This is a genomic window from Amylibacter marinus, assembly GCF_030160015.1.
Taxonomy (GTDB): Bacteria; Pseudomonadota; Alphaproteobacteria; order Rhodobacterales; family Rhodobacteraceae; genus Amylibacter; species Amylibacter marinus.
On the sequence record NZ_BSNN01000002.1, the window covers coordinates 126,990 to 151,575 of the forward strand.

A 24,586-nucleotide genomic window follows, 5' to 3' on the forward strand; every position below is an offset into this window, starting at 1 on the left:
GCTAACCTCCATCGATGCCTAATGCGGTGATCTGAAAGCTGGCGTCAGCCTTTGATGTGCTCGATACTGCTCGGTCAGAAATTTCTTGGCCATAGTACCAATAGGCGCCTAGAATGCGCGCGATGGCCAGACCAATGCCAGTGTTCGCACCCGCTTCCAATGCGTGCTTTCCCCTTAGGCCAAAGCGATCACTCATCGCAGGTTTTCCATTGCAACCACGTCAACATCCGTAAAATCGACATTGTCACCAGCCATCGCCCAGCAGAAAGAATAAGACCCCGTGCCAGAACCACAATGGATCGACCAAGGCGGCGAGATGACCGCCTCTTCGTTGGCAATAACCATATGGCGGGTTTCAGTTGGCTCGCCCATAAAATGGAAAATGCGATGCTCTGGGGCCAGATCAAAATACATATATGCCTCGCTTCGACGATCATGGGTATGGGCAGGCATAGAGTTCCAAACGGAGCCCGGTGAAAACTGTGTATAGCCCATCACTAGCTGACAACTAGGGGCAACGTCTGGGTGCAAAAACTGCAGAATGACCCGTTCATTCGCTGTTTCTGGTGCACCTAATTCCAACCGCTTTGCATCGGTCAACTTGATTAATCTGGTTGGATGGGTTTTATGCGCAGGGGCGGATAGTATATAGAAACGACCCAGGCCCGAAAACTCTACAGCGCCGGCGCCCATTCCAATATACAGAACCTCGCCCTGTTTCACCTCGTAGGTATTGCCCTCAACACGCACCAGCCCTGTGTCGCCAATATTCAAAATGCCCATTTCGCGGCGATCTAGAATATTACTGGTGCCAGTTTCTGGCACGTGATCCAAGATAAGAGGGGCATCCGTGGGAACGGCGCTACCTAAAATAAGACGGTCGTAGTGGCTGTAGGTCAGAGAGATTTCATTCTGCGCGAACAATCCGCCAACATGGAAATGATCGCGCAATTGTTGCGTGTTCAGTGTTTTAACCGTGGCGGGGTCTATCGCATAGCGCGTTTTTGATTGAAACATTTGGGAACCCTATAGAAAATCGTCTCGGCGCGGAGTGAAGGTATCAATCAATCGACCACCCTTCACACAGCGACAGGCATGGATGGCATTGGTAGGGATGGCAACGCTGTCGTTGGCGGTAGGATTAAATTCAGTGCCATTGACATTAAGTACAAACGCGCCGGATTCAACATATGTTGACTGAATGTGCGGCTGATTAGGTAATGCGGCTTCGCCACTGGATTCACAGGTGAAGGCCACGGCCATTAGTTCGGGGCCATCTGCTAAAACCTGTCGTGACACATGTTTGCTCACCATAACTTTCTGGAGTGTTGTCTTCATCGTTACCTCTATGATTGGCGCATTAAATGCATCAAGTTTTCAAAAGAATTGAACCAAAGTTCAGAGTCGATAGGCACTTTTGGCTAGCCCATAGGCAAGATCATAGGCGACCTCGTGGGCGTCGTTTACATCTAGGCGCGCGGTGCTGACCAGATGCGCTAGATAGGCGCAATCTGAACGGCGGGCCACATCATGGCGCGCAGAGATTGAACAAAAGGCGCGCGTATCATCATTAAAGCCGACGGTATTGTAAAAGCCACAGGTCTCGGTGGTGCTCTCGCGAAAACGGCGAATACCTTCTGGACTATCGAAGAACCACCATGGCGGGCCAAGTTTTAGGGCAGGGTAGACCCCCGCCATGGGTGCCAATTCGCGCCCATATGCGCTTTCGTTTAGGGTAAAGATGATCACCGTCAAATCTGGTTCCATCCCCACCGCATCTAATAAGGGCCGAAGTGCCGTTGCAAAATCGGTGCGCTGCGCAATATCAAACCCTTTGTCGCGCCCATGGGATTGAAAAATCTGCGATGAATGATTGCGTATAGAGCCTGGATGAATTTGAAGAACTAGCCCATCTTCAAGGCTCATTTTTGCCATTTCAGTCAGCATCTGACCCCGGAATATTTCCGCATCATCCGCAGTAAAATCGCCAGAGCAAATCTTGGTGAACAGCTGCTCTGCCTGTCGCGGGGATAAGTCTGCGGTACATGCACTGGGGTGGCCATGATCCGATGCGGTGGCGCCGTGATTTTTGAAAAATACGCGGCGCGCTTTATGGGCGGCTAGATAGCCCTGCCAGTTTTGAGTGTCTTGCCCAGTGATGGCTCCAAATGCCTGAAGGTTATCGGAGAACCCTTCGAAATCTGGGTCCACCACTGAATCGGGGCGATAGGTCGTGATAACGCGACCAGACCAATCGCTGTCTTGAATGGCTGCGTGGTGCTCTAGGGTATCAAGCGCCGACTCGGTGGTGGCCAACAGTTCGATATTCTGACGCTCAAATAGCGCGCGGGGGCGATATGCATCTTGCCCTAAACAGTGCTCAATATGCGAATAATATAAATCTGCGGTACTTGAATTAAGAGGCTCGTCAATGCCGAAAATGTTTTCAAAAGCATAGTCCAGCCACATTTGCGAAGGTGTGGCGCGAAAGAGATGGTAGTTATCAGCAAATAGGCGCCAAATCTTTCTGGGGTCTGTTTCTGCTGTGGTATTATCTGCGCGCGCGACACCCAGCTGATCCAAAGTCAGGCCCTGTGAAACCAGCATGCGGTAAACATAGTGATCCGGCGTCACAAACAATTGTGCGGGATCGATAAAGCGCTGGTTATTCGAGAACCAACTTGGATCGCAATGCCCGTGAGGGCTGATAATTGGCAGCTCGGCGATGCTTTGGTAGAGCGCGCGTGCGACTGCGCGGGTTGTTGGATCCGCCGGGAATAATCTGTCTGGGTGTAGTTTCGGCATTTGGTGGGGTGTTGCTTTTTATGTTGCTAGTAAACTAATATGCTAGTAATGATTGCACGTCAATTCGCAATGTGAGCCTCAATGCCTATCGCCAATCTCTCATCTCTACCTGTGCCAAAACCGGTAACGGCAACTGATCAGGTTTTTGACGCACTCTATGCGGCCTTGGTTTCTTTAGAACTTCCACCCGGTGCTAAAATATCAGAGGTCGAAATCAGTAAACAAATGGGGGTATCGCGCCAGCCCGTACGCGATGCGTTTTACCGATTGTCTGAGCTTGGATTTATCAAAATACGCCCGCAGCGCGCGACAATGGTTACTGGCATTTCAGCAAAGGCTGTAGAGGATGCACGCTTTATTCGCACAGGGATCGAGGTGGAATGCCTGCGCGTTGCAATCGAACGCATCAACGAGTCTCAGATTGCTGAACTGACACAAATTATAAGACATCAAGAGCAAGCGGTGGCAAGTTCGGAAAAATTGGTCTTCCACGAGCTTGACGATCAATTCCATCAAACCATCTGCAGGATTGCTGGCCATGCGGGGGCATGGAATATCATTCGAGATCAGAAAATTCACATGGAACGATTGCGCTTTTTATCTCTGGAATCGCATGCGCCGTCAGCATTAGCCGACCACCAGAAAATTCTTAAATTTATCCAACAACGAGACTGTGTGGGGGCGGAAAAAATGCTGCGGGTTCACTTGATGCGCATCATCCCTTTTTTGAAAGAGGTGCAGATATCTCATGCGCAACATTTTGAAAGTGAATAACAATGTCTAGAACTTTTTTGGCCATCGGAGAATGTATGGTCGAACTGGCCCCGGCTCAGAGCAATGCTTATGCACTGGGTTTTGCAGGGGATACCTACAATACCGCATGGTATCTTAACGCAATCGCAGGATCATCTGTTCAGGTTAGTTATCTGACCGCTATTGGCAATGATGCGATATCGGAAAAATTTATCAACTTTACCCAAGATGCAGGGATTGCACCAAAATTTCATCAGGTTGATGGGAAAACCTTGGGCTTGTATTTGATCGAGCTAAATAAAGGAGAACGCAGTTTCCATTATTGGCGTAGTACGTCTGCGGCACGGGATTTGGCATCAGAGCTTGGGGCGGTTGATGAATTGGTCTCTGGTGATATTGCCTACTTTTCGGGGATCACCTTAGCGATTTTGGATGAGGTCAGCAGGGTAAAATTAATCAAACATCTCGCCCAAGCGCGCCTGCGCGGTGCTTTTGTGGCTTTCGATTCCAATTTACGTTCGAAACTATGGGAGTCCAATGCGGAAATGTGTGCGTGGACGATGCGGGCCGCGGAGGTGGCGGATTTTGCATTTCCATCGTTTGAAGACGAAGAGATGTATTTTGCCGATGCTGACAAACTGGCCACAGCCCAGCGGTATCGTGATGCTGGGGTTTCCACAGTCGTCGTAAAGGATGGGCCAAACTCTGTTCATATTCTAGCGCCGGACAATTGTACCCATAGTGTTGCACCCAACATCAGCGACAGCCCCGTGGATACCACCGCCGCGGGGGATTCATTTAACGGCGCATTTTTGGCCGCCTATTTTGATGCGCAACCCCTGGTCACCTGTGCTAAGCGGGGGTGCGAGACTGCGCATTTTGTGGTGAATAACCAAGGGGCTCTTGTGCAACTACCCAGAAATCTGCGCGCCTAGCTACCCTCAGGTTTAAGGGAGGCTTTGATCTCGTGATAAGAGGCCTTGGGGGTACGTTTTTGGGTGTTAAAATCCACATGTACCAGCCCAAAGCGTTTTTCGTACCCATAGGCCCACTCATAGTTGTCCAGCAACGACCAATAGAAGAATCCCTGCAAGTTCACACCCTCCGCGATGGCCTGTTGCGCGGCTTGGAAATGCGCCTCTACAAAGGCGCTGCGCCTTGGATCATATATCGAGCCGTTTTCGATAGTATCATCTAGGGGGATGCCATTTTCGGTGACAAAGACTGGCAAGGATCCGATGTAGTCGCGCGATATTCTGGTTAGGAAGTAGTGCAGACCCTCGGGATAAATCTCCCAATCCATCGAATTTTTGTCCAATGTCCCCGCCACCTCTTGGATATGTGGCCATGGTTGCGCGGAGTCATAGGCAAGGTTTTTTCGGGTGTAGTAATTCACCCCTAGCCAGTCAATTTTCTGGCTAATTTCGACCATATCATCCTGCCAGTTTTCGGGCAAATGCGAGGCAAAGCCCTCTAGAGCTTCTGCGGGATAGCTGCCCTTGGTAATGGCTTCGATGAACCATTTGTTGTAAATGGCGTCATGGGTAGATGCGGCTGTCTTGGCCTTATCGCTGTTATCCGCAGGGTTTGCATATTCAAAGTTTAGCACAATTCCCAGATTATCCTGCCCCATTTGGCGTAGGCGGGTCATGGCTGCACCATGGGCTTTGTTTACGTGGTGCATCGCGCGGGCGGTGGCGCGAATGTCGCGCAATCCCGGTGCGTGATGTCCAAGGAAATGCGATAAATAGGCCACGCACCAAGGCTCGTTTAACGTTGCAATACTGGTAACGCGATCGCCGATCCGATCTGTGATAACTTCAGCATAATCTGCAAACCATTTGGAAATATCTGGATTGCGCCAGCCGCCCATATCCGCCAATGCAGATGGCAATTCCCAGTGGTAAAGAGTTTGATGGAGGGTAAGATCTCGTGCGAGTGCGGCATCCACCAATCGCTCGTAGAAATCCAACCCCTCTTGGTTTGGCGTGCCGCGCCCCTCGGGCAACACGCGTGCCCATGATGTGGAAAACCGGTAAGCATCCAGCCCAGCATCGGCCACCAAGTCCAGATCTGTTTGATAGCGATGGTAGTGATCACAGGCCAGCGCACCATTCTCTGCGCGCACCACATTTCCGGGTGTTGCGGCAAAACTATCCCAATGGGTAGAGCCCGCCCCCCCAAATTGATGTCCCTCGATTTGATAGGCGGCAGTGGCTGTTCCAAATTGGAACCCCTTGGGGAAGTCTGATCTGTTAAAGGCCATGGTGGGGCTTTCGCTTTAGGTATGTGTTTTGCGGAGAGGGGGGCGCATGGGGCCGGTGGAATTCCCGACCACCAGCTGTGCCTCTAGTAGCGCGGTTTTGATCTGCGTTTCTGTGCCAGACACCTTTGCGATCAGCATTTCAGCCAGCTGGCGGCCGGCATCGCGTACAGACGATCGCACAGCAGTGAAAATTGGAACGCTTGATCCGTTTTCCAGATACGACAGGGCATCATCATGGGTCACAATTGAAACATCACGTCCCATTTTTAGCCCGCGTTCTTCGATGGCGCGCCGTGCGCCGATTGCGGAGATCATGGATGAGATAAGGAAGCCTGTTGGTGGGGTGTCCATCGACAACATTTCGCTGGCAGCGCGATAGCCGTAGCCCTCGGTCATTTCCCCAGAATAAAGTAGGGCCGGGTCTAACGCCAATGCGTGGTCTTTGTGTGCATCTTCAAAACCGTCTCGGCGTCGGGCGGCAAAATCCATGGCCTCTAGACCATTTATCAAACCCAAGCGTTGATGCCCAAGATCAAGCAAGAAGCTGGTGGCGCGCCTAAAGGAGCTGCGATTATTGACATCTAGCCACGTATAGGGGCCAGAATGTCCGGAAGAGCGGCCGTGTACAGCATAGGGCAGGCCAAGCTCATTTAGCAGATCAATCCGAGGTTCTTGTATAAGGGGGCCGTGAACGATTACCCCATCAACGGTGCCGCGTCTCTTGTGGTTGCGGTAAACTTCCTCTTCGGTGTTGTCATAGACCACCGAAAGGATCATTTCATAACCGTGACGGGCGTAGACATCGCCCGCACCGGCAATGAAATCCCCAAAAACGGGATTCATCATCTCGTGAGTTTGAGATACGGAAACCACATGCCCAATGGCCAATGAGCGCCCCGTAGCGAGGCCCTTGGCGCGGACATTGGGGCTGTAGCCAAATTTGCGCGCGGCATCTTGTACGCGGTTGCGCGTTGCTAGGCTGACCTCTGGGTAGCCGTTAATTGCACGGCTAACCGTTGTTTGGCTCAGCCCCAGCTGTTTTGACAATTCCTTTAGATTCATTCTTTTTTACCAAAGCGCTTTCAATTAGCCTGCTTCTTAATGACATTTTTCCGATACGTCAAAGTACATCTGTAAAAATAATTTGTTCTTGTGGCGCTTAACGTTCTTAAATTAGGCGGATTTTCAATTTACCTTGACTTTTTGACAGGGTTGTCAAATGTTGCGTTAATTCAAAGCGCTTTGGTAAATGATTCTGAGCGTCAAATTTCGTCGCCAAGGTATTCCTGCCAACCGCGATTACATGGGAGAAAAGTAATGAGGAAAACATTTTATAGCTCTGTGGCTATTCTGGCGTTAGGGACTGGTATGGTGCAGGCGGATGATCACTTGCTATTTGTGCCAGGAGAGGGTGGATTCAATTGGGATAGCTATAACGCCTTTGCTGCTGCGCATGATTTTGCTGGGCAAAAGGTGACCATTGCTGGGCCGTGGTTGTCGCCAGAATCTGGCTATTTCGACAATCTGTTGGCCTATTTTGAGAAGGCCACTGGCGCGGATGCCACCTACACTGGTTCTGATAGCTTTGAGCAGCAAATTGTAATTGATGCGGAGGCAGGTTCGGCCCCCAATATTGCTGTTTTCCCTCAGCCCGGTTTAATGGGTGTTATGGCCGGAAGTGGTTTACTAACCCCTCTTGGCGATGAGTTGGCCGCTTGGACAACGGCGAATTTTGCGGCGGGGCAGTCTTGGGTCGATTTGGGAACATTTGCTGATAAAGAAGGCAATGAGCAATTCTTTGGCATGTTCTTTAATGTCAATGTAAAGTCACTGGTTTGGTATGTGCCAGAAAATTTTGAAGACGCTGGGTATGATGTGCCAAACAGCATGGAAGAGCTAAAGGCGCTGACGGATCAAATCGTGGCCGATGGTGGAACGCCGTGGTGTATTGGGCTGGGTTCAGGTGCCGCGACCGGTTGGCCGGCCACAGATTGGGTTGAGGATCTGCTGTTACGCACACAAACACCGGATGTGTATGATGCATGGGTGAAAAACGAAATTCCCTTTAATGATCCACGAATTGTAGCCGCGATCGATGAATTCGGGGCCTTCGCCCGCAAGGATGAATATGTGGTTGGTGGGGCGGGTGCTGTTGCCACTACAGATTTCCGCGATAGTCCTGTTGGTATGTTCTCGGCACCTCCAGCCTGTTATATGCATCGTCAGGCGTCCTTTATTCCTGCGTTTTTCCCCGAAGGCACCGAAGTAGGCGAAGACGCTGATTTCTTTTACTTCCCAAGCTACGAGAACAAAGCGCTGGGCAATCCAGTGTTGGGTGGTGGTACATCGCTTGCCATTACGAATGCCTCAGATGCGACCGCCGGTTTCATCGAGTTTTTGAAAACCCCATTTGCGCATGAAATTATGATGGCTCAAGGTGGGTTTCTGACGCCCCATTCTGGTGTGAATGCTGATACCTATCAAACGGAAACGCTGAAAGGTCTGGGAGACATTCTTCTGGGGGCCACAACTTTTCGTTTCGATGGCTCTGATCTGATGCCTGGCGGTGTTGGGGCAGGAACCTTCTGGACTGGCATGGTGGATTACACTGGTGGTGCCAGCGCCTCCGATGTGGCGGACAGCATTCAGAAAAGCTGGGAAGCCTTGAAATAACCGATTAATTTCAATGTTCTGGCAATCTGGTATCTGCTGGGTTGCCAATTTATTTGTTTTGGATAACATCACAAAATTCATCAGCACCATTGGGAGGAACCTATGAATCCTGCACTTCAGGGATTGCTAACAATCATCATCGGTGTTGGTGGCTGTGTGTCTTATTTTTACCTTTCTAATCAATTTTTGGACAAAGTGCTTTATCCGCCAACGGGGGAAAATGCCGGGCGCAATATCAATCGCGCCAATACCCTACGCCCCTGGTTGTTTTTGGCGCCGGCGATTTGTGCGCTGGGCATTTATTTGGCCTATCCGGTTATAGAAACATTGCGTCTGTCGGTGACCGACCGCGCCCAGGATGGGGCCTTTGTTGGCGGGGCAAACTATGCGCGGATGTTTGACGACGATAAATTCTGGGAGGCGGTTCAGAATAATTTCTTATGGTTGTTGGTTGTTCCAGCGCTATCGACGGCCTTTGGGTTGTTGGCGGCGCAGCTTACCGACCGTATCAGTTGGGGGCCTATCGCCAAAGCATTTATTTTTATGCCAATGGCGATTTCATTCGTGGGGGCGGCGGTGATATTCCGCCTGATTTACGATATGCGCCCAATTGATCAAAACCAAATTGGCATTTTAAACGCGCTGTATTTGCATTTTGGTGGCGATGCGCCCATTGTTTGGTTGACCATTCCGTTTTGGAATAATCTATTTTTGATGATCGTATTGGTATGGATTCAAACAGGTTTTGCTATGGTAATCCTATCCGCGGCCCTGCGCGGGATACCAGAAGAGACCGTAGAGGCCGCGATTATTGATGGGGCCAACCCCTTTCAAATATTCTTTAAGATCAAAATACCACAGATATCTGGAACCATTGTGGTTGTTTGGACAACCATCACCATAGTGGTGCTGAAGGTTTTCGATATCGTCTTTGCTATGACCAATGGACAATGGGAAACTCAGGTTTTGGCCAATTATATGTACGACAAGCTGTTCCGCGCCAATGATTGGGGGGGCGGGTCGGCAGCGGCAATGATTATCATGTTGATGGTAACCCCGATATTGATTTGGAATATCCACAATGCCCGCAAGGAGATGAAGTAATGGATAATATCGCGGGCAAGAAGTCATCCCTTACTTGGGCTGTTCATATTTCAGTGGTGGCACTGGTATTGTTATGGGTTTTCCCCACGGCCGGGTTGCTGGTATCTTCGTTTCGAACCTCAGAACAAATCATCAGCTCTGGTTGGTGGCAATCCTTAACTCCATCAGAGATCAGCGCACAGCACCGTGCCGTTGATCCAGATGATCACCGCATTTCCGACGGCGCTGGCTACCGTGTCGAGGGCGCTATTTTTGCAAAAAAATCCAAAATCCCAGAAATTATTTCATGGGGCACTTCATCGCGCGCGATAGATGCCTATCGCGTTGGTGAAGTTGCAGACCTAGGTGAGGGGGAGACCTTTAGCATCGCTGCAGATGGGTCATATGTATGGCGGGGAAATGATAAACAGATTTCTGGCCGAGGACAGCGGTTTTTCATAACCGCGCTAGTGCCGCCAGAATTCACAACCGACAATTATCATTTCGTTTTGTTTGATGAAAACAACAGACAAGGCATGACCAAGGCGTTTTTTAACACCTTAACGGTTACGATTCCTGCAACGATCATTCCCATTCTCATCGCCGCATTTGCCGCATATGCCTTGTCATGGATGGAATTTCCGGGCCGCTCGTTGCTGATTGCCGCGGTGGTTGGGCTGCTGGTGGTACCTCTGCAATTGGCTCTGATCCCATTGCTAAAGTTGCACAATGATATCGGCATCGGCAAAGGCTATCTGGGCGCATGGCTGGCGCATACGGGGTTTGGCCTTCCGATGGCGATCTATTTGTTGCGAAACTATATGGTTGGATTGCCACGCGATATCATAGAAAATGCCAAGGTGGATGGGGCGACTGATTTTCAGATTTTTGTAAAAATCATCCTGCCACTGTCTTTCCCTGCGCTTGCGTCTTTTGCCATCTTCCAGTTCTTGTGGACATGGAATGATCTATTGGTTGCAATGGTGTTTTTGATCGACAGCTCTGGCGAAACCACGGTGATGACCCGCCAGATTGTAGAGTTGCTGGGCACATTTGGCGGCGATTGGGAGGTTCTATCAACGGCGGCATTTGTGTCAATTTCGGTACCCTTGGTGGTCTTCTTTGCTATGCAAAAATATCTGGTGCGCGGGTTGTTATCTGGCTCGGTTAAATAGGGGTAGCTTCATGAATAAAATAGAAAAACAACCCTTGGGGCCGAGAATGACTGATGATCCTGAATGGTGGCGCGGTGCCGTAATTTACCAAATTTACCCGCGTAGCTTCCAAGATAGTAATGGTGATGGGATCGGAGACTTGGCGGGGATTGCTGCGCGTCTTCCCTATATTTCAAGCCTTGGGATCGATGCTATTTGGATATCCCCGTTCTTCACCTCTCCGATGAAGGATTTCGGCTATGATGTTGCCGATTATTGCGACGTTGACCCAATGTTTGGTACTTTGGGCGATTTTGATCAGGTGATTGAAACTGCCCATGAGCTGGGGCTAAAGGTTATGATCGATTTGGTGATGTCTCATACCAGCGATCAGCATCCATGGTTTTCCAACAGCCGCAAATCACGCGATGAGGAAAGATCAAATTGGTATGTCTGGGCTGACCCCAAGCCGGATGGAACGCCGCCTAACAACTGGCTGTCGATATTTGGGGGCTCTGCGTGGCAATGGGATGCGCGCCGCGAGCAATACTATCTGCATAACTTCCTGACCAGCCAGCCTGATTTAAACTTTCACGAACCTGCGGTACAAGAGGCGCTATTGGATGTTGCACGGTTCTGGCTAGAGCGAGGCGTAGATGGCTTCCGCCTAGACACCATCAATTTCTATACCCATGATGCGCAATTGCGCGATAACCCCGCCCTTGCGCCGGAAAAGCGTAACGCCACCATTGCACCCTCGGTTAATCCCTATAATCATCAGGAGCATCTGTATTCTAAAAACCGCCCAGAGAATCTGGCGTTTTTGCGAAAACTACGCGCCGTGATGGAACCCTACGGTGCGGCGGCAGTGGGCGAAGTGGGCGATGCCCAACGCGGCTTGGAGATCATGGGCCAATACACGGCCGGAACTGATCTAATGCAGATGTGCTATGCCTTTGAGTTCCTATGTGCAGTGCAGCCCACGGCCACACGCATTGCCGAGGTTTTGCAGACCGTTGATGAACTGGCAGCGGATGGCTGGGCGTGCTGGGCATTTTCAAACCATGACGTGATGCGCCATGCCAGCCGGTGGAACCTATCGGATGCCGCCCAGAGGGTTTTTGCAACGCTTCTGATGTGCCTGCGCGGATCGGTCTGTATATATCAAGGAGAAGAGCTGGGCCTGCCTGAGGCCGATGTGCCCTTCAGCGCCTTGCAAGATCCCTATGGGATAGAATTTTGGCCAGAATTTAAGGGCCGCGATGGTTGTCGCACCCCGATGGTCTGGGATCAAAGTGGCGAAAATGCAGGGTTCTCTACGTCGAATACCCCGTGGTTACCTGTTTCCAAAGAGCATCTGAAAAGCTCTGTTGCAGCCCAAGAAGATGCACCAGATGCCGTGTTACATCATTACCGGCGCGCAATTGCACTGCGCTCTGAGCACCCAGCATTGGCGAAGGGTAAACATGCGGATATCCAAGTAAATGGGACAGTGCTGTCGTTCATTCGCACCTATGAAGATGTGGCGATATTCTGTGCTTTCAATCTGGGGGAGGAGCCCGCGGAGGTTAATCAGCCGGCGGGTACATGGCGGAAATTGAGCCCTGATCAGCCGCTCGGCCCTATAGCTGGTGCAGAGATCAGCCGATTAGAGGCGTGGCAATCCTGCCTCTTGATCCGCGAACCGCAGCTTACAAAGGGAACATAAGTCATGGCGAATTTGAGATTATCGAACGTTGCAAAAACCTATGGGGGCAAGGTCGAGGTGTTGAAGAACATTAACCTTGATATCCAGCAAGGCGAGTTGATCGTGTTTGTTGGCCCTTCGGGTTGTGGAAAATCCACTCTGTTGCGTATGGTTGCGGGCCTAGAAAAAATCACCGATGGCGTATTGGAAATCGATGGTATGGTGGTAAACGATGTGCCCCCATCACAACGCGGCATTGCTATGGTTTTTCAATCCTACGCACTGTATCCGCATATGACGGTACGCGAGAACATGAGCTTTGCTTTGAAGTTGGCAAAAAAATCCCGTAGTGAAATAGACCAAGCGGTCATGCATGCTGCAAAAATCTTACAGCTAGAAGACTATCTGGATCGATTACCAAAGGCGCTATCGGGGGGGCAACGTCAGCGAGTGGCCATTGGGCGAAGTATTGTGCGTGACCCCAAGGTATACCTGTTTGACGAGCCGCTCTCTAATTTGGATGCCTCGTTGCGTGTTGCTACCCGCCTAGAGATCGCCCAGCTTAAGGAAACGATGCCGGATTCTACAATGATTTATGTGACACATGATCAGGTTGAGGCAATGACCTTGGCCAGCCGGATCGTGGTTTTGGCCAACAAAGGTATTGCACAGGTTGGCACCCCGATCGAGCTATACGAGCGTCCTGAAAACGAATTTGTCGCCCAGTTTATCGGCTCGCCTGCAATGAATTTGCGCGCAGGCGTGATCGTTGGTGCAGGTAAGCAAACGGTGGTGGATCTGGACGGTGGCGGGCAAGTTGTTTCTGATGCGCCATCCCGCGAGGCCGATCTGGGGGCAAAGGTGAATGTAGGCATTCGTCCCGAGGATTTCCAACCTACCGACGCAGACAGTTATGCCTATCAGGGCAGGGTGGCGATAACCGAAGATTTAGGCGAGGTTACCCTACTATATTTCGAGGCACCAATAGGTGAACCGGCAGTGATCTGTAAAATCCAAGGCAGCCATCCGGATATGCGTGGCAAATCCCAGAAATTGATGGCTGATCCCAGCAAGGTACAGGTGTTCCTAGAGGGAAGATCACTACACTATCAAAACTAGTGCGATGGACAGGGTATTTTGTCCAACAAAAGTGTTTGGCATTCCCTAATAGAGATGGTTGGCACCCCAGAAAAACCCAAAGGCAATTACCGGGGCTGAGATCAGCGCGGCAAGGGCCAAAAGTTTCAGGGCTGAAAAGGGGCGTTCACCAAATGTGCGTCCCTTTAGGCCGCATGTGACGATTTTATAGGCCTTGGACTGATACTGATAGTGCTGGATCCAGACCGGCAGTAGAATGCGCCGGTAATGGATGCCACTTGTATCCGTAACATAGCTGATATTCACAATATTTGACTTCTTTGAGTGCGACTTTATGCGATTTCGTAAAAGAAGACCTTTGTCGGATTCATTCAGCTTCAACCCCTTGCGCACCGAGTGATGATGGCGTTCTGCGGCAAATCCAGCGATATAGGCGGCGTCAAAAGGGCGGAGATCTGCAGGATCAAAATCATGCAGTATCCCATCGCGGATCAGGGGGGTGATATGTTCCGACGCAGGCATCAACAAATCGTCAAATTGAGTGCGCATCTCGCCCTTGGTTCGGCGGAGTTTTGACTTTTTACCACGATAAACACGGTATGTTATCGTGTAGTTGACGAGCTCGGTGCTGTCGAATGTCCAAAATGGTACATAGATACCTACCACACGCCCCTGCGCCGCCGTTTCTGCCAAATCCGCAGGTGCGGCCCAGCGTTTAGAGATCCAGTTATGGCAGCTCTGTTGAGCCTGTTCAGCACCAACCGCGAAAGGGATCATGCCTAAAATCGCATAGCTTTCGTCCATTGCCGACTTGACCAAGGCACCATTGCAATAGGGGCACTGTTGAGATAGGGCGTGCCCCTTGAAAACAACTTCGCCCCCACAGGTTTGGCATTGATAGGGGCGGTCTTGGGTAAAACGCGGCTGTTCAGTATGTGGTAGTTCGGGATCGTAGTGCTGCTCGATACTGGGGTCTTTCTCGGCGTCCACTTTGATGCGATGGGCGGTGCCACAACTTTGACATGTAAGGGCGCCGGTTGTCGGGGTATAGGCGCATTGGCCGGCGCAATTGGTGCATAGCAAATCTGATTGCGCAATCTTTGTGCTAGTCATTGCCAAGGGCCTGTAGAATGCTTAACAGAATTTCCAATCGTTTAAAGCTGCGCTCGATGGCGCCATCCAAATCTCCGGTGATCCACCAGTCACCGCAAATGGTGGCGAAATACCAAGATGCGAACAGCCATAGTACGATGATCATCCAACCAGAGATACTTCGGATAAACCCAGCCGATCCCTGTTTTAGCTCATGTTTGGCCTCATAAACCTTGATCAGCTTCTTGATGGGGAAAACCCCAATACTTGTGGCCGTGCATAAAACAAGAAATGTGGCCAGAAGGGCGGCAGTCGAAGAGAGCATTTTATCTATCGCACAGTTGGAATGTGCAATTTCTATCCTATGGATGGCGGCGCGTACAGGATTAGATTACCGCGCCAACCTAGGCCTAATGTCCTGTCCCGTTGAAAATTACGCCAACCGTCCGTATCATTAACCATATGTCGCTCAAGGCGCTGGCCTTGCCACGGTAGGAGACATCCAATCTAACCCGTGATTGATAACTTATATCATTGCGCCCATTCACCTGCCACAAACCGGTGATCCCCGGTCGAAGAGTTAAATAAGATGTCAGGTCTTTGCCATAATGCTCGACCTCTTCCAATGTAATGGGACGCGGGCCAACGAAGCTCATATCCCCCTTGATTACATTGAATATTTGCGGGAGCTCATCTAGGCTGGTCTTGCGTAAAAAACGACCAATCTTGGTGATGCGGGGATCGTTTTTCAGCTTGTGAGTCTGCGCCCACTCGCGCCGCGCATCAGGGTCGTTTTGCAATGCCTCGAGCAGTTTTTGATCGGCATCCATTACCATCGTGCGCAGCTTGTAGCAGAAAAACTCTTGTCCCATTCTGCCAAGGCGTCGATGCCCAAATAGTGCGCGCCGAGGATTGGGAGATATACAGAGGGCCAAGCCAAATATAATAGGCAGCAGCAGCGGCAAAAGTGCTAGGGCAAGTATCAGATCTAGCAAGCGTTTTCCCCCCTTGAGATAGAGCGTCTGCGGGCGCTCTTTGGTCTGTGTGTCTGGGTGAACGAGGTCAAACTGAATAAAACTCATTTGATATTTTACCTAAATCGTTTACATAAAATTTCGCCGTAATCGACGCAATTTACGCCGACACGTTTACTGTTCCTTAATCTGGGCGCGGTTAGGTTAACAAATGATTAGGAAGTGTGGGTCTCCGCGAGTAAAATTTGCAAAAGGCTATTAAATCAATGGTTTACAGGGTGATCTGCTCGATCTTTGAGATTTCTGCGCCGCTGAGGGGCGTTGATGGAGTGTTGCTCTTGGCACAGGAAGTTCTGGAGATTGGTCGTATTTAATATTTTTTTTAAATACATTGGATGGAAAAAATATGTCTCAAAATAAGGTTGATGAAACGGGTACCTTACAACTGGCCCAGTTTTTAGAATTGCTCTGGCGGCGCAAATGGTTGTTGATTTTCACCAGCGTGATTTTGGGGGCGGTGGCATTGGTTTTTACCAAAACCGCAATTCCCCCGACCTATCGCTCTACGGCCACAGTTATGCTGGAAACGCGCGAGCAACAGGTCACAGATTTTCAATCAGTAATGTCGGGTTTATCTGGGGATACCAGCATCGTTAATACCGAGGTGGAAATTCTCAAATCCCGCTCATTACTTGAACAGGTTGTGCGCGAAATGGATTTGGTTTCTGATCCTGAATTCAATGCACAGCTTCGCGTGATGAAACCGCATAAGCGACTGTTGAAAACCGTAATTGATTGGGGGAAGGACAGGCTTGGCTGGCCATCCGCACCACAATTGATTATTAGCGAACAAGCCCAAGTTGATGCCAGCGTGAAGGCACTGATGGGGCAGATGAGCGTGCGCAATATACCTCTTAGCTTGGTTTTTGCAATCACGGTTGAGACTGGTTCGCCGAAGAAATCTGCGCGCATCGCCAACCATTTAGCGGCAACCTATATCCAAGACCAGCTAGATGCGAAACAGTCGGCTACCGAACAGGCCTCGGGGTGGCTAGGGGATCAGGTTTCAGAGCTGAAAACCAAGCTGCAAGACATCGAAGCAGAGGCAAAGCGGTTTGATTTATCGACTAAATTGTTATCGGTAGAGGCATTGCAGTTGAAAAATATCAAACTGAAGGAAATGCGAGATCGCATTGCCAAATTAGAGCGTTTGCACGCGCAGGCACCGCAAAATTCCGCGCTACAGTCAGCGGATTTTTCCGGTCAGGCTGATGCGGATTTTGTAAATGCTAAATTGGGGGTCGCGACATCTGTAAGCCGTGCGCAATTGGTGCAATTGATTGCCTCTAGCGTGCAATTGCAGGCTGAAATCGACATCGAATCAAATGATTTGTTAAAACTACAGGAGCTCCAGCGCGAGGTAGAAGCCTCGCGGGCGATTTACGAGTATTTTCTTGGACGTTTGAAGGAAATTTCGGTGCAACAGGGGACACAGAAACCCGATAGTAGGTTGCTGTCTCGTGCGGTTGTGCCTCTGCATACTGCTACGCCAAACGTGGGCTTGATTGTCAGTATCGCCATGGTGTTCGGTGGCGCATTGGGAACCGGCATCGCCCTTGGCGGTGATCAGAAAACCGCAACGATCCAGCATGCCAAAGATGCTGAGGAGGCCACAGGTATTACAGTGATGGGATCTATTCCCTTAGTAAAAGGTAAAACACGCCAAGCGGTATTGAAACAGGTCGTTGAAAATCCAAATTTGCGCCCCAGTGAATCTGTACGAAATCTACGGACATCAATTCTATTGTCGGATCGGTTAAACCAACCCCAAGTGGTTATGATTACATCCTCTTTACCAGGCGAAGGCAAAACCACCCAAGCCATTTTATTCGCCCATAGTTTAGCGCAGGCCGAAAAGAAGGTTTTGCTAATTGATACAGATTATCGGAAAAATACATTGGCCGAAGTATTTGACGCACCACAACCCACAGGCTTGTTGGATGTTTTGGCGCAACGCGCGGGCCTGAAAGATGCGATTATTCAAACATCCTTTGTGAATGTGGATGTCTTGACCGCCGGATCAGCGATTGATGACGACAAAGAGGGGCTCTCGTTACCACGGCTTGCTAATTTGTTGGCAGAGCTTCGGGGGCAATATGACTATATCGTTATGGATACAGCGCCTGTTTTGGCCATACCAGATGCGCGGGCGTTGTCGAAATTTTCGGATGCGAATATTTTCATCGTGAAATGCGCAAAAACCACAGTGGAAAACCTGCGCCAAGGGCTGCGGGCCTTCTCGTCCATTGGCGCCGAGGTTCACGGGCTATCATTGACGCAGCAAGGCGGCGGATATGCTAATGAAGCCGCCGAACGCGACGTCCAAGGCTATTTTAAGGCATGAGTATGCGCTGTTTCCTACCTTCCTCACTCCTTGCCTCGGCGATTACTGTCCTAGCCTCCGCTGGGCAGGCAAAACCGGGGGTTAATATTTATGGTGTTTCTGGGGTGATCGATATGCCCTCTGCCCACATGCGCCCTGATGGCGAAATCACCACTACGATGGCGCGCTTTGACACAGGTCTGCGCACAACGCTTAGCTTTCAGGCAGGGCCGCGCTTATCTGTTAGTTTTCGGTATTCGGTGTTGCGAGATTTCCCCACAGCCCAGAGCGATACCCTATATGACCGCAGCTTTGATCTACGCTACCAGTTTCTACAGGAGCGAAGGTTTCGCCCGGCCCTAACTATTGGCATTCAAGACTTAGCAGGTACAGGGATCTATGCGGCGGAATATCTGGTGGCCAGCAAAACCCTAAACAATTTCGCCATTACCGTCGGGTTGGGCTGGGGGCGATTTGGCAGCTATAAAGGCTTTGAAAATCCCCTAGGAGTGGTCGCGCCCGATTGGCGCAAACGCCCAGAGTCAGAAGGCGGAATTTCTACAACGGGGCAATTGGATATCGGACAATGGTTCAAGGGTGATGCGGCCCTTTTTGCGGGGGTAACTTGGGACACCCCGATCGAGGGCTTGGTGGCAAAAGTTGAATATTCCTCTGATGCCTATCTGCAAGAGGCCAACAAAAGCGGATTTAAGCGTCGCTCCCCTGTGAATTTTGGTTTGGAATACGGATTTAAATCTGGTGCGCATCTTGGGATATATTCCCTGTATGGCTCGGAAATTGCCATTCAGTTTAGGACATCTATCAACCCCAAGACCCCTATTTCCCACCCCAGAGACCCTGTGCCGGCGCCGATCACCGACGGAATACAGAGGGTGGATATTGCACAGGCGTTATCGGTGCAAAACATTTGGCTCCATTCAAAACATAATCGATCAAACGGTCTATGGGTTTGGGTTGAAAACAGAGGTTTCGGTGCGCCTGCTCAGGCAATTGGGCGTGTTGCCCGCGTATTATCGACCCATGCTGATCCGTCTGTCGAACAGTTTCATGTGGTTTTGATGGAGAAGGGGATGGCGGTCACCACCGTGACAGTAGATCGCAAGGTGTTTCGAACGCTTGAGTTTGACCCAGACCGGATACCAAGAACCCGCGACAGATTCATGCTGCGCGCAGGGGCAGCCCCGTCACAGACTTGGCAAAATATCTACCCATCGATCGATCAGCGTTTTGGATTATACGGGGCGATTAGCATGTTCGACCCCGACGCGCCATTGCGCTTTGATTTCGGGCTAAAGGCCCGCGCTAGGGTCTATTTTAATCCACATATATCGCTTAGTGCGGTGGTGAAAAAACGTCTGGCGGGAAATATATCAAAGACAACAAGAGTGTCGGATTCGATCTTGCCACATGTGCGCACAGACGTTTCAAAATATAATAAAACCAAAGGGATAACATTGGAGCGCATGACCTTTGATGGGCATTACCGCTTGGGTACAGATATCTATGGCCGTGCCAGTATTGGATATCTTGAGCCAATGTATGCAGGTCTATCAGCAGAGGTTCTCTGGAAGCCACACTCGCGACCATTTGCGTTGGGTGTAGAGCTAAACTTTGTAAAACAACGCGCCTTTGATCAACAGTTTGATTTGCGCAACTATAGGACTGTTACAGGGCATGTTTCAGCCTACTGGCAAATGCGCAATGGGTATCATTTGCAATTAGATGTGGGGCGATACCTTGCCAAAGATATAGGGGCGACCATTACTGTAGAGCGTGTGTTTAAAAACGGCTGGCGGGTTGGTGGTTATTTTACGCTAACCGATGTGTCTTTTGATGATTTTGGTGAGGGTAGTTTTGACAAAGGGTTGATAGCCCGTATCCCAATCCGCTGGATTACTGGCCGCAGTAAAAAGCGTAATTTTGATCTGAAAATCCAACCGGTATTGCGGGATGGTGGGGCGCGGTTGCACATTGCAAACAGATTGTACCCAACCCTTTCCCAAAGTGATGCACAAAGATTGAATGATAGCTGGGCGAGATTATACCGATGAAGATTCCTTTTATTTCAATGGGCGCAATTGTTTTGATATCTGGCTGCACAGAGCTGATCGAACCGCGCGCGAGCGATGCATCGCAATCTGGCATGGAACAGGTCGGGGCCCGTTTTCAGGTTCTGCGTCAGAATACCGATGCCGTGGCGAATTATAACCTATTGCAAAGCCGCGGAGAAATAAAAGTTCTGCGCGCGGATGACAGCAGCCTTCTGATAATGAATGGTGTACGGCTCATTCAAACAGTGGGGCTAGGATTGGATCTACACAGCTATCATGCGAACGTGCCCGCGGCTCAGGTACAGGCCCGTTTCGAGGCGCACTACAGGCATGTGAAATTCCAAGATCAAGTTGGACAGCTGACATTGATCTGTGGGTCACAGGTGTCGCAGGCCCAGCCCCGCATTATTGACGAAACCTGCCTTGGAGAAGATTTAAAGATCGAGAATAGCTTTTGGTTTTCTCACGATGGGCGCAGAATAACTAAGTCCCGCCAGTGGGTTTCTGATGAAATTGGTTATTTGGTTATCCTACACCCATAGGTGGGTGTTCAAAGGTGAATGGAAAAATGTCTTAAAATGCGCTTAAAATCCACGATTGAATAGCGCGCGGGTTTAATCAATTCATCACTGCAATTCGATAGCTCTCCCTTGTTAAAACGAGGGGTCGTTCAATGAGCAAACTGAATTTTGGTGGTATGGTGGGAATTGGCGCCGTTTTGGGACTAGCCGCACTGCCTGCATGTACAACAACACGGTCGGAAATTTCTAGAAATGCGGTCTATGTTTCCTCTGGCATGGGTGGCGCGGTAGAGCAAACACTGAAAAAGTACCAACATTGGCAAGATTTGGGGTATCAGATTGTGATAGACGGCCCTGTAGTTTCTGCCGATGCCTTTGCCGCCTTTGGTGCGCAAAATGCCTGTTATACGGAAAATGCGGTGTTTATGCCCCATGCAGCCAGTTTTGCGGGTATCGTGCCCGATTACCGTGCGACGGATTGGTTGACCAGCGATTTACCCGCCCCTTTGGCACGCTATTTTAGAGCATCGCCACACTATTATAACTGGATCACAGCGGCGCGATTGGATTTTCGGGATTTGTTTGAAATTTGGCCAGAAGGTGCGTGTCAACGCGATGCACTACTGCGTCGAGATCGTTGACCCACCATCCGACCCGCTAAGTGCGCCAATCGCAGAAAGCAGGCCCCCAACCGCTAGTAAAGGCGTTGCGGTCGTCAAGCTGCCTACGCCACGCGGGGTGCAGGGGGTTAGGGATACCACAATGGTGCGATTACGTGCAGTTGCACCCTGTGCTGCAAGGGTTGGTAATGACCTATTTACGGCAATCTTTACTCTGCCAGAGCTGGGCAATTCCGCGGTTAAAAAGCTTGATATTTCATCCATACGTGTTTTGGTGATCCTCTCTGGTGCCTTGGAAGGGGGGGAGAGTTCGATTAGGCTATCCGAGACTTGGGATTTCATAAGACGATTGAGCTTAGACTTTGCCAGCGCGTTAAGCGTGGATTTACCCTGTGCAAAGGTGATCTCTGCAAAGCAATTGGCTGACGCACCTTGGGACAGGGCGAAAAAACAAGCGGTAGCGAGTGAGAAAAAACTAACTTTGGCGCATTTGGATATAATTAACACAAATTTATCACAATCTATTGGTATATGGCGTGAACGGATATTGTGGCGATATGTTTAACAAACTCCTAACGGGCGATTGCGCGGCGGAGGTTTGGTATTTGGTTAATTAGGGCTGTGCAAAGGCGCGATATTCGCTACAAGAAACAGTGAATTGAACACGGGTAGGGAATTTTTGATGACAACAGTTTATCCAGTTATTTTATGTGGCGGCTCTGGCACCCGCCTGTGGCCGTTATCGCGTAAAAGCTATCCAAAACAATTCGCCAGCTTGGTTGGCGACACCACCCTGTTTCAGGCATCGGCTCAGCGTCTTGCGGGGAATAGGGCAGGGCTTGAATTCGCCGCACCCTTGATCCTAACAAATTCCGATTTTCGTTTTATCGTGACTGAGCAATTGGCCGAGGTGGGCATTGATCCAGGTGCGATCCTGATCGAACCCGAGGGGCGTAACACCGCGCCTGCGATCCTAGCGGCGGCACAACATCTACATGCCCAAGATCCTAATGCGATCATGTTAGTGGCCCCCTCGGATCACGTGGTTCCCGATGCTGATGCTTTTTCAGGGGCTATTGCAACTGGCTTGAAGTCAGTGAACGGCGGGGATATGGTCACCTTCGGTATTACGCCCGAGCGGCCAGAGACTGGCTATGGCTATCTTGAGTTGCCCGAAAAACCAGATGGAAGCGCTTGTAAATTAATGCGCTTTGTTGAGAAGCCCGATGCGGACACTGCTGAAAAGATGGTGCAATCGGGGCGCTATCTATGGAATGCAGGAATATTCCTGTTTTCGGTAAAAACCATTTTAGAGGCATTTGAGACACATGCACCAGATCTTGTGAACCCAGTAGCCCAAGCGGTAAATGCAGCTGAGATCGACTTGGGGTTCATCCGATTAGATCCAGAGGCATGGGCGCAAGCCAGCGATATTTCGATCGACTATGCGGTTATGGAAAAGGCTCAGAACCTATCTGTGGTGCCGTTTTCTGCAGGATGGTCAGATTTGGGGGGGTGGGATGCTGTCTGGAGAGAGGCAGATCTAAGCGTGAGCGGGGTCGCCACCAGCGGTGCCGCCACGGCGATTGAGTGCAAGGATACCCTACTGAGGTCAGAAAATTCAACATTAGAAATCGTGGGCATTGGATTGGAAAACGTGATCGCGGTTGCGATGAATGACGCCGTATTGGTGGCCGATATGACCAAGGCCCAAGATGTGAAGAAGGCTGTTAGCGCCCTAAAACAAAAGCAGGCAAAACAGGCCACAGCCTTCCCCAAGGATCATCGCCCATGGGGTTGGTTCGAAAGCTTGGTCATTGGTGATCGGTTTCAGGTGAAACGGATCGTCGTGCATCCTGGTGCAGCCCTTAGCCTGCAAAGCCATGTTCATCGCTCTGAGCACTGGATCGTTGTAGAGGGAACCGCCAAGGTAACAGTGGATGAAGAGGTGAAACTGGTTGGCGAAAATCAATCAGTCTATATCCCGTTGGGGGCGGTGCATCGTATGGAAAATCCCGGCAAGGTGCCGATGGTTTTGATCGAAGTGCAAACAGGTAGCTATTTGGGTGAAGATGACATCGTGCGATACGAAGATGTCTATGCTCGCAATTAAGCATTAGATAACAATTGGATAGGTCTATCTATGCGCGTATTGATCTTGGGGATAAACTATGATCCAGAGCTGATCAGTACAGCATTGTACACCGCCGGGATGGCGCGTTTTTTGGGCGATCAAGGCGCAGATGTGCGCGTGATTACCGCGCATCCCTATTACCCAGATTGGAAAATTTTCGCTCACTTTAAATGGTGGCGATACCACAATCGGCGCGAAGGTTCTGATATTGCGATCACCCATTGTCCGCATTACGTGCCAAAAAATCCCTCTGGAGTGAAGCGCTTGATCCATCAGATCAGCTTTGCGCTAACCGCTCTGCCTGTTGCGCTAATTTATGGTGTATCGAAACGGCCCGATGTTGTGATTGCGATTGCGCCCTCTCTTCTTTCTACACCTGTTGCATGGCTGGCGGCCAAGTTGGGGGGTGCAAAAACTTGGCTGCATATCCAAGATTTCGAGGCCGAAGCCGCCGTTGCAACGGGGCTTTTTCGCAGAGGCGGGCGTTTGGCCTCGGCTGCGCTCAGTTTCGAGCGGTGGATTATCCGCCGGTTTGATCGGATAAGCTCTATATCATGCGGTATGGTTGCGAAGCTGGATGAAAAAGGGATTGCCGCGGATAAAACCTATGAATTTCGCAATTGGGCCAATCTGACCCATATTTCGCCTCTACCACGATCCAAGGAGGCCAAAGCGGCCCTTGGAATTACGGCTGACCAAGTTGTCCTATACTCTGGAAACATAGCTAATAAGCAGGGGCTAGAGGTGGTGCCGCGCATTGCACAGAACATGGCAGATAGGGCAGATCTTTGCTTTGTTATTTGTGGGGATGGCCCCTTTTTACCTAAATTAAAACAGCTGTGTGCTGATCTAACGAATGTGGTTTTTCTACCCCTTCAACCACTAGAGCAGTTTAATCAGCTACTTGCGATGGCTGATATTCATCTCTTGCCCCAAATCGCCGGTACTGGTGATTTGGTTCTGCCCAGTAAATTGACCAATATCTTGGCTTCTGGCAGGCCGGTTGTGGCCAACAGTGCACCAACAGATCCCCTGGCAATTGAAATAAGGGGCTGTGGAACGGCCGTTGCCGTAGGTGATGATCAGGCCATGGCGGATGCCATAAGCCAATTACTGGATGATCCTCGGCTGTGGGAAAATTATGCTAATTCTGCGCGTGAAAGAGCACTTGAAAATTGGGATGAAAACCAAATATTAAGAAGGTTCTACGATGCGTTATTAGAACTGGCTGAAAAGCCCTAACAACAATTATCTTGTCGACATAAAACTGT

At 50.2% G+C, this 24,586-nt stretch carries 23 protein-coding genes; 14 read left to right on the plus strand and 9 right to left on the minus strand.

Annotated features, from left to right (window positions below; all coding sequences use genetic code 11):
• Window position 1: 1 nt before the first annotated feature.
• The 4 genes from QQL62_RS01380 to uxaC are packed head-to-tail and all read right to left on the minus strand — an operon-like array spanning window position 2 to window position 2,805.
• The gene (locus QQL62_RS01380; RefSeq protein WP_284375435.1) at window positions 2–196 is read right to left on the minus strand and encodes a Rossmann-fold NAD(P)-binding domain-containing protein; all 195 of its coding nucleotides are present in this window, start codon (window positions 194–196) and stop codon (window positions 2–4) included.
• Window positions 193–1,017 (minus strand): 5-dehydro-4-deoxy-D-glucuronate isomerase, encoded by an 825-nt coding sequence (kduI, locus tag QQL62_RS01385; RefSeq protein ID WP_284375438.1) that lies wholly within the window; start codon window positions 1,015–1,017, stop codon window positions 193–195. Before kduI ends, QQL62_RS01380 begins: the two co-directional genes overlap by 4 nt.
• A gap of 9 nt (window positions 1,018–1,026) precedes the next feature.
• Window positions 1,027–1,338 (minus strand): cupin domain-containing protein, encoded by a 312-nt coding sequence (locus QQL62_RS01390; RefSeq protein WP_284375441.1) that lies wholly within the window; start codon window positions 1,336–1,338, stop codon window positions 1,027–1,029.
• A 60-nt stretch (window positions 1,339–1,398) separates the two neighbouring features.
• Entirely contained in the window at window positions 1,399–2,805 is a 1,407-nt protein-coding gene (gene uxaC, locus QQL62_RS01395; protein WP_284375443.1) for a glucuronate isomerase, read from the minus strand.
• Window positions 2,806–2,886: 81 nt separating this feature from the next.
• Between uxaC and QQL62_RS01400 the strand changes: the two genes are divergently transcribed.
• Both QQL62_RS01400 and QQL62_RS01405 read left to right on the plus strand, forming a co-directional pair.
• Window positions 2,887–3,579 carry a GntR family transcriptional regulator gene (locus QQL62_RS01400; protein WP_284375445.1) on the plus strand — a complete coding sequence of 231 codons (693 nt, stop codon included), beginning with the start codon at window positions 2,887–2,889 and terminating at the stop codon, window positions 3,577–3,579.
• 2 nt (window positions 3,580–3,581) lie between these two features.
• A complete protein-coding gene (locus QQL62_RS01405; protein ID WP_284375447.1) occupies window positions 3,582–4,493 on the plus strand; it encodes a sugar kinase in 912 nt (303 codons plus the stop codon).
• Here the strand turns inward: QQL62_RS01405 and QQL62_RS01410 are convergent.
• Both QQL62_RS01410 and QQL62_RS01415 read right to left on the minus strand, forming a co-directional pair.
• Entirely contained in the window at window positions 4,490–5,824 is a 1,335-nt protein-coding gene (locus QQL62_RS01410) for a GH1 family beta-glucosidase (RefSeq protein ID WP_284375449.1), read from the minus strand. The genes QQL62_RS01405 and QQL62_RS01410 overlap by 4 nt on opposite strands.
• Window positions 5,825–5,839: 15 nt before the next feature.
• A complete protein-coding gene (locus QQL62_RS01415) occupies window positions 5,840–6,886 on the minus strand; it encodes a substrate-binding domain-containing protein (RefSeq protein WP_284375454.1) in 1,047 nt (348 codons plus the stop codon).
• Between the two features lie 255 nt (window positions 6,887–7,141).
• On the opposite strand from QQL62_RS01415, the gene QQL62_RS01420 reads away from it, so the two are divergent.
• The 5 genes from QQL62_RS01420 to QQL62_RS01440 all read left to right on the plus strand — a co-directional run bounded on the left by QQL62_RS01420 (window position 7,142) and on the right by QQL62_RS01440 (window position 13,540).
• Window positions 7,142–8,497: an ABC transporter substrate-binding protein gene (locus QQL62_RS01420; RefSeq protein ID WP_284375456.1), complete on the plus strand. Its 1,356-nt coding sequence runs from the start codon at window positions 7,142–7,144 to the stop codon at window positions 8,495–8,497.
• 102 nt (window positions 8,498–8,599) lie between these two features.
• Window positions 8,600–9,601 carry a carbohydrate ABC transporter permease gene (locus QQL62_RS01425; RefSeq protein WP_284375458.1) on the plus strand — a complete coding sequence of 334 codons (1,002 nt, stop codon included), beginning with the start codon at window positions 8,600–8,602 and terminating at the stop codon, window positions 9,599–9,601.
• Entirely contained in the window at window positions 9,601–10,755 is a 1,155-nt protein-coding gene (locus tag QQL62_RS01430) for a carbohydrate ABC transporter permease (protein WP_284375459.1), read from the plus strand. Before QQL62_RS01425 ends, QQL62_RS01430 begins: the two co-directional genes overlap by 1 nt.
• A 46-nt stretch (window positions 10,756–10,801) precedes the next feature.
• Window positions 10,802–12,442, plus strand: a complete 1,641-nt coding sequence (locus QQL62_RS01435) for an alpha-glucosidase (RefSeq protein ID WP_284375461.1) — start codon at window positions 10,802–10,804, stop codon at window positions 12,440–12,442.
• A gap of 3 nt (window positions 12,443–12,445) precedes the next feature.
• Window positions 12,446–13,540 carry an ABC transporter ATP-binding protein gene (locus tag QQL62_RS01440; protein WP_284375463.1) on the plus strand — a complete coding sequence of 365 codons (1,095 nt, stop codon included), beginning with the start codon at window positions 12,446–12,448 and terminating at the stop codon, window positions 13,538–13,540.
• Window positions 13,541–13,585: 45 nt separating this feature from the next.
• Here the strand turns inward: QQL62_RS01440 and QQL62_RS01445 are convergent, their stop codons facing one another.
• From QQL62_RS01445 to QQL62_RS01455, 3 genes are all read right to left on the minus strand, one after another.
• Window positions 13,586–14,632 (minus strand): hypothetical protein, encoded by a 1,047-nt coding sequence (locus QQL62_RS01445; protein ID WP_284375465.1) that lies wholly within the window; start codon window positions 14,630–14,632, stop codon window positions 13,586–13,588.
• Window positions 14,625–14,936, minus strand: coding sequence for a hypothetical protein (locus tag QQL62_RS01450; protein WP_284375467.1), 312 nt, complete (start codon window positions 14,934–14,936; stop codon window positions 14,625–14,627). Before QQL62_RS01450 ends, QQL62_RS01445 begins: the two co-directional genes overlap by 8 nt.
• Window positions 14,937–15,021: 85 nt before the next feature.
• A complete protein-coding gene (locus tag QQL62_RS01455; protein ID WP_284375469.1) occupies window positions 15,022–15,693 on the minus strand; it encodes a sugar transferase in 672 nt (223 codons plus the stop codon).
• A gap of 298 nt (window positions 15,694–15,991) precedes the next feature.
• On the opposite strand from QQL62_RS01455, the gene QQL62_RS01460 reads away from it, so the two are divergent.
• The 7 genes from QQL62_RS01460 to QQL62_RS01490 all read left to right on the plus strand — a co-directional run bounded on the left by QQL62_RS01460 (window position 15,992) and on the right by QQL62_RS01490 (window position 24,557).
• Window positions 15,992–17,989: a GumC family protein gene (locus tag QQL62_RS01460; protein ID WP_284375471.1), complete on the plus strand. Its 1,998-nt coding sequence runs from the start codon at window positions 15,992–15,994 to the stop codon at window positions 17,987–17,989.
• A gap of 2 nt (window positions 17,990–17,991) precedes the next feature.
• Window positions 17,992–20,040, plus strand: coding sequence for a YjbH domain-containing protein (locus QQL62_RS01465; RefSeq protein ID WP_284375473.1), 2,049 nt, complete (start codon window positions 17,992–17,994; stop codon window positions 20,038–20,040).
• Window positions 20,037–20,582, plus strand: coding sequence for a YjbF family lipoprotein (locus QQL62_RS01470; RefSeq protein ID WP_284375475.1), 546 nt, complete (start codon window positions 20,037–20,039; stop codon window positions 20,580–20,582). Before QQL62_RS01465 ends, QQL62_RS01470 begins: the two co-directional genes overlap by 4 nt.
• A 131-nt stretch (window positions 20,583–20,713) precedes the next feature.
• A complete protein-coding gene (locus QQL62_RS01475) occupies window positions 20,714–21,202 on the plus strand; it encodes a hypothetical protein (protein ID WP_284375477.1) in 489 nt (162 codons plus the stop codon).
• 121 nt (window positions 21,203–21,323) lie between these two features.
• The gene (locus tag QQL62_RS01480; RefSeq protein ID WP_284375480.1) at window positions 21,324–21,746 is read left to right on the plus strand and encodes a hypothetical protein; all 423 of its coding nucleotides are present in this window, start codon (window positions 21,324–21,326) and stop codon (window positions 21,744–21,746) included.
• 117 nt (window positions 21,747–21,863) lie between these two features.
• Window positions 21,864–23,294, plus strand: coding sequence for a mannose-1-phosphate guanylyltransferase/mannose-6-phosphate isomerase (locus tag QQL62_RS01485; RefSeq protein ID WP_284375482.1), 1,431 nt, complete (start codon window positions 21,864–21,866; stop codon window positions 23,292–23,294).
• 30 nt (window positions 23,295–23,324) lie between these two features.
• Complete coding sequence (locus QQL62_RS01490; RefSeq protein WP_284375484.1) at window positions 23,325–24,557, plus strand: WcaI family glycosyltransferase; 1,233 nt, start codon at window positions 23,325–23,327, stop codon at window positions 24,555–24,557.
• The last annotated feature ends 29 nt before the right edge of the window (window positions 24,558–24,586 follow it).

Bases quoted from the DNA above. Each gene is read 5' to 3' on its own strand.
- QQL62_RS01490 (WP_284375484.1), top strand. From the start codon at position 23,325: ATGCGCGTATTGATCTTGGGGATAAACTATGATCCAGAGCTGATCAGT.
- uxaC (WP_284375443.1), bottom strand. From the start codon at position 2,805: ATGCCGAAACTACACCCAGACAGATTATTCCCGGCGGATCCAACAACC.
- QQL62_RS01410 (WP_284375449.1), bottom strand. From the start codon at position 5,824: ATGGCCTTTAACAGATCAGACTTCCCCAAGGGGTTCCAATTTGGAACA.
- QQL62_RS01475 (WP_284375477.1), top strand. From the start codon at position 20,714: ATGAGCAAACTGAATTTTGGTGGTATGGTGGGAATTGGCGCCGTTTTG.
- QQL62_RS01465 (WP_284375473.1), top strand. From the start codon at position 17,992: ATGCGCTGTTTCCTACCTTCCTCACTCCTTGCCTCGGCGATTACTGTC.
- QQL62_RS01470 (WP_284375475.1), top strand. From the start codon at position 20,037: ATGAAGATTCCTTTTATTTCAATGGGCGCAATTGTTTTGATATCTGGC.
- QQL62_RS01380 (WP_284375435.1), bottom strand. From the start codon at position 196: ATGAGTGATCGCTTTGGCCTAAGGGGAAAGCACGCATTGGAAGCGGGT.
- QQL62_RS01460 (WP_284375471.1), top strand. From the start codon at position 15,992: ATGTCTCAAAATAAGGTTGATGAAACGGGTACCTTACAACTGGCCCAG.
- QQL62_RS01440 (WP_284375463.1), top strand. From the start codon at position 12,446: ATGGCGAATTTGAGATTATCGAACGTTGCAAAAACCTATGGGGGCAAG.
- QQL62_RS01450 (WP_284375467.1), bottom strand. From the start codon at position 14,936: ATGCTCTCTTCGACTGCCGCCCTTCTGGCCACATTTCTTGTTTTATGC.
- QQL62_RS01485 (WP_284375482.1), top strand. From the start codon at position 21,864: ATGACAACAGTTTATCCAGTTATTTTATGTGGCGGCTCTGGCACCCGC.
- QQL62_RS01420 (WP_284375456.1), top strand. From the start codon at position 7,142: ATGAGGAAAACATTTTATAGCTCTGTGGCTATTCTGGCGTTAGGGACT.
- QQL62_RS01415 (WP_284375454.1), bottom strand. From the start codon at position 6,886: ATGAATCTAAAGGAATTGTCAAAACAGCTGGGGCTGAGCCAAACAACG.
- QQL62_RS01480 (WP_284375480.1), top strand. From the start codon at position 21,324: ATGGTGCGATTACGTGCAGTTGCACCCTGTGCTGCAAGGGTTGGTAAT.
- QQL62_RS01445 (WP_284375465.1), bottom strand. From the start codon at position 14,632: ATGACTAGCACAAAGATTGCGCAATCAGATTTGCTATGCACCAATTGC.
- QQL62_RS01400 (WP_284375445.1), top strand. From the start codon at position 2,887: ATGCCTATCGCCAATCTCTCATCTCTACCTGTGCCAAAACCGGTAACG.
- QQL62_RS01430 (WP_284375459.1), top strand. From the start codon at position 9,601: ATGGATAATATCGCGGGCAAGAAGTCATCCCTTACTTGGGCTGTTCAT.
- QQL62_RS01435 (WP_284375461.1), top strand. From the start codon at position 10,802: ATGACTGATGATCCTGAATGGTGGCGCGGTGCCGTAATTTACCAAATT.
- QQL62_RS01390 (WP_284375441.1), bottom strand. From the start codon at position 1,338: ATGAAGACAACACTCCAGAAAGTTATGGTGAGCAAACATGTGTCACGA.
- QQL62_RS01425 (WP_284375458.1), top strand. From the start codon at position 8,600: ATGAATCCTGCACTTCAGGGATTGCTAACAATCATCATCGGTGTTGGT.
- kduI (WP_284375438.1), bottom strand. From the start codon at position 1,017: ATGTTTCAATCAAAAACGCGCTATGCGATAGACCCCGCCACGGTTAAA.
- QQL62_RS01455 (WP_284375469.1), bottom strand. From the start codon at position 15,693: ATGAGTTTTATTCAGTTTGACCTCGTTCACCCAGACACACAGACCAAA.
- QQL62_RS01405 (WP_284375447.1), top strand. From the start codon at position 3,582: ATGTCTAGAACTTTTTTGGCCATCGGAGAATGTATGGTCGAACTGGCC.